The organism is Pseudophaeobacter sp. (genome assembly GCF_039971195.1).
In the GTDB taxonomy this organism is placed as follows: domain Bacteria; phylum Pseudomonadota; class Alphaproteobacteria; order Rhodobacterales; family Rhodobacteraceae; genus Pseudophaeobacter.
The window spans coordinates 1-4297 of the sequence record NZ_JBDWPJ010000149.1 but is presented as its reverse complement, the minus strand read 5'-3'; the positions used below and the strand labels follow the sequence as shown (position 1 = coordinate 4297).

Here is a 4297-nt window from a genome sequence, read left to right as displayed (position 1 = left end):
GCCTGGATCAGGCTGATCGGCGCCGCTGCGCCCGGCAAGCGCCCGCAAAGGCGGCGTGGTGGTGCCAATCAAGGAAACTGCAAAGGCGCGCGCCAGAGAGACCGGATCGGGGCCGGCAAAGAACAGACCCACCAGGGTCTCGCCTTGGTAAAAAGCCAGCCGGGTCTGGTGCTGGTTGGGATCCACCATCTCGGTCACGTCACAGTCACCAAGGCCGAGCAGATCCTGCGCCATGTGCTGCCAATTGTCTGGCCTGTCTACTCCGGCGAATTCGCTTTGCCAGCCGGTCAAGGACCGGGCCACGGCGCTATAGGCTCCTGCGGGGGCAATGGGATCGCACGAGACTGCAAAGCCATACCAGCCCGCGTCAAACCTGGTGGCCTCAACCGTGGTGTGTTTGGAGGCCGGCTGGCCGGAGACCGGATCAACCAGCGGATCAACCAGTGCGTTGATACAGCCCGTGCTGCTTTGTTGCCGGGTCCAGTGCATCGGCGCAAACAGCTGGCCAGGGGCGGCGCGTTCGGTGATCAGGGCGCGCAGCACGGCCTCTCCGTAGCCAGTGCTGAGCCGCAGCAGATCGCCAGTTGTCAGCTCCAGATCCGTGGCATCCTTGGGGTGAATTTCCACATAGGGTTCCGCCAGATGCGCCCCCAGACGGGGGGCTTTGCCGGTGCGGGTCATGGTATGCCACTGGTCGCGGTTGCGCCCGGTGTTCAGCGTGAATCCCTTGCGTTCCCCCAAAGCAGGGGCGCTGACGGGCAGCATACGGGCCTTGCCTCCGGGGTGGAAAAACCCTCCATCTGCAAAGAAACGCTTGTCGTTTTGCGGCCATTGGGTTGGCAGCAGGTTGGCATAGTCCACATCGGCAAAGATGCTCAGGTCGAGATCCCGACCAAAATCGGCTGTTGCCTCTGACAGGGCGACATATTCAGCAAAGATCTCCGCCGGGGAGGCATAGTCAAAGGCTGCACCCCAGCCCATCCGTGCGGCCAGATCGCAGAGGATCTTCCAATCGGGGCGGGTGGCGCCGGGGGCAGGCAGAAAGGCACGCTGGCGGGAGATGCGGCGCTCTGAATTGGTGACGGTGCCGTCTTTTTCGCCCCAGCCAGTAGCAGGCAGCAGCACATCCGCCAGATCGCCGGTATCTGTGCGTGCCATAATGTCAGAGACCACAACAAAAGGCACCTTGGCGATGGCAGTGGCGACTCCCTCGGCATCGGGCAGGCTGACAGCGGGGTTGGTGGAGATCACCCACAAGGCTTTGATCTTGCCAACGGCGCAGGCCTGAAACAGATCAACGGCCTTGAGACCCGGCTGGCTGCAGATGGTGGGGCTTTGCCAGAACTTCTGAACAGAGGCACGGTGGTCGGGGTTTTCGATGTCCAGATGGTTAGCCAGCATATTGGCCAAGCCGCCGACCTCGCGCCCGCCCATGGCATTGGGCTGGCCGGTAACGGAAAACGGGCCAGAGCCAGGCCTGCCAATCCGGCCGGTGGCGAGGTGGCAATTCAGGATGGCATTGACCTTGTCGGTCCCGCATTTGGACTGGTTGACCCCCTGGGAATAGACGGTCACGACTTTTTTGGTACCGGCCCAAAGCTGGTAGAACTGCGCCAGCTCTTCGGCGCTGAGACCGCTGTCCAGCGGATCCCCCAGCCGCGCCTGCGCCAGGCTGGGCTCGAGGCCCGAAACATGATTGCGCAGATAGTCTTGGTTGAGCTGATCAGTGTCAGCCAGATGCGCCAGCAATCCATTGAACAGCGCAGTATCGCCATCGGGGGCAATACGCAGATGCAGATCCGCCAGATCACTGGTGGCAGTTTTGCGCGGGTCGATATTGACCACCTTCATTTCAGGTCGGGCCGCCTTGGCGGCGGCAATACGCTGATGCAGTACCGGATGGCACCAGGCGAGGTTGGACCCGACCAGCACGATCAGATCCGCCTCTTCCAAATCGGCATAGGTACCGGGTACCGTATCGCTGCCAAAGGCCCGTTTATGCCCGGCCACAGAAGAGGCCATGCAAAGCCGCGAATTGGTGTCGATATTGGCCGAGCCAAAGAAGCCTTTCATCAGCTTGTTGGCGATATAGTAGTCTTCAGTCAGCAACTGACCGGAGACATAAAAGGCCACACTGTCAGGGCCATGATCGCGGATCGCAGCGCTGAATTTCTCCGCCATCAGGTCAAGGCTCTCGTCCCAGGATGCCGCGCGCCCCTTGATCTGCGGGGTCAGCAAGCGGCCTTCCAGATCAATGGTCTCCCCCAAGGCAGCACCTTTGGAGCAGAGCCGTCCAAAGTTTGACGGATGCTCAGGATCGCCCTTGATGGTGCCATCAGCGCCAGCCAGTACGCCGCAGCCAACGCCGCAATAGGGGCAGGTGGTACGCGTCAGGTTCATGCAACGGCCCGCTGTTGCAGGAAATCCGCATCCAGCAGGATGCGTCCCTCTGCCACTTTGGCCGGATAGGTGGCAACCTGGCCCTCTTCGCCCTGAGCTTCGCCGGTTTCCAGCGAAATCACCCAGTTGTGCAGCGGGCAGGTCACGGATTTGCCATGCACGATACCATCGGCCAGGGGGCCGTTTTTATGCGGGCAGGCATTGTCGAGCGCAAAGACCTCGTCCCCCGCAGTGCGAAACACCGCAACGCAGCCATGCAGGGTTTTGATCAGCCGGGCGCCACGTTGCGGCACGGCGTCCAGGGCGGCGATATCGATCCAGTTGCTCATTCGGCGGCCTCCAGGGTGAGATTGGCAAGGGGCTCATAGGGGGCAGAGTCTGCAACATGCTGGGCCCAGGGGTCCTTGCGATAGATGGTTTGCGACAGGTCGAACCGGGCGACCAATGCAGCGCGGGCTTCCAGATCGGCGATCTGCTCCTGGATCCAGTCAAGACCGACCTTGTCCATCCATTTGTAGATGCGATCCAGATATTTGGCATTCTCGCGGTAGCTCTGCGTCACCGCCTTGACCACATCCATCACCTCTTCTTCGGTAGGGACCTGGCAGAGCAGAGATGTCTCGCGCACGTCCATGCCGGCAGCGCCGCCGATGCTGATCTGATAGCCACTGTCGACGCAGACAATGCCAATGTCCTTGCAGGTGGCCTCGGCGCAGTTGCGCGGGCAGCCAGAGACGGCGAGTTTGAGTTTGTGTGGCGTCCAGGAGCCCCAAAGCGCCTTTTCCAGCTGGATGCCGAGGCCAGTGCTATCCTGGGTGCCAAAGCGGCAGTGATCCGTGCCAACGCAGGTTTTCACCGTGCGCAGACCCTTGGAATAGGCATGGCCCGAGACCATGCCAGCCTTGTTGAGATCATCCCAGATTGCGGGCAGGTCTTCGTTTTTGACCCCTAACAGATCAATGCGCTGACCGCCTGTGACCTTGACCGTGGGCACGGCAAACTTATCCGCCGCATCGGCAATGGCGCGCAGTTCATCCGGGGTGGTGATGCCGCCCCACATGCGCGGCACCACACTAAAGGTACCGTCTTTCTGGATATTGGCGTGTTTGCGTTCGTTGACAAACCGCGACTGCGGATCGTCTTCATACTCCAGCGGCCAGTCGGCCAGCAGGTAGAAGTTCAGGGCTGGGCGGCAGACATGACAGCCACAAGGGGTTTTCCAGTCGCAGGCCTGCCAGACGGCGGGCAGCGATTTCAGTTCCTGGCTTTTGATCATGCGACGCACGTCTTCGTGGGTCATATCGGTACAGCCACAGATTGGCTGCACGGTGGGGATGACAAAGTCATCGCCCAGTGTGACCGCAAGCACCTGTTCCACCAGCCCGGTGCAGGTCCCACAAGAGGCCGAGGCCTTGGTCTGGCTGCGCAGGGCACCAATATCAGTGGCGCCGGCGGCAATGGCATCTTCGATTTCACCTTTGCAAATGCCGTTGCAGCCACAGATTTCCGCGTCACGCGGTAAGGCTGCAACGGCTGAGAGCGGGTCCGAGGGGGCTCCTCCCTGATAGGCGGGGCCAAAGATCACGGTGTCGCGCATATCCGAGATATCGGTCTTGTCGCGGATCAGGCCAAAGAACCAGTTGCCATCTGCCGTGTCGCCATACATCACCGCGCCGACGATCACGTCGTCTTCGATCACCAACCGGCGATAAACGCCGCGCGCCGGATCGCGGAAGACGATGTCTTCGCGGCCTTCTCCAGCCGCAAAATCGCCCGCGCTGAACAGATCACAGCCGGTGACTTTGAGTTTGGTGGAGAGTTCCTTTGGGGTGAAAACCGCAGGTTCCTCCATCAGGGTATTGGCGAGCACCTTGGCCTGATCATAGAGCGGCGCCAC

General features: G+C 61.1%; 3 protein-coding genes. All 3 read right to left on the bottom strand.

Annotated elements, in window-relative coordinates; translation table 11 throughout:
• On the bottom strand, positions 1–2400 hold a 2400-nt coding region (locus ABJP42_RS13215), incomplete at its 3' end, for a molybdopterin oxidoreductase family protein (protein WP_348341080.1).
• The gene (gene nirD / locus ABJP42_RS13210) at positions 2397–2729 is read right to left on the bottom strand and encodes a nitrite reductase small subunit NirD (RefSeq protein ID WP_348341078.1); all 333 of its coding nucleotides are present in this window, start codon (positions 2727–2729) and stop codon (positions 2397–2399) included. The genes ABJP42_RS13215 and nirD, both read right to left, overlap by 4 nt.
• Positions 2726–4297, bottom strand: a 1572-nt coding sequence (locus tag ABJP42_RS13205) for a (2Fe-2S)-binding protein (protein ID WP_348341076.1), incomplete at its 5' end; no start/stop codon positions are given. The genes nirD and ABJP42_RS13205, both read right to left, overlap by 4 nt.

Bases quoted from the DNA above. Each gene is read 5' to 3' on its own strand.
- nirD (WP_348341078.1), bottom strand. From the start codon at position 2,729: ATGAGCAACTGGATCGATATCGCCGCCCTGGACGCCGTGCCGCAACGT.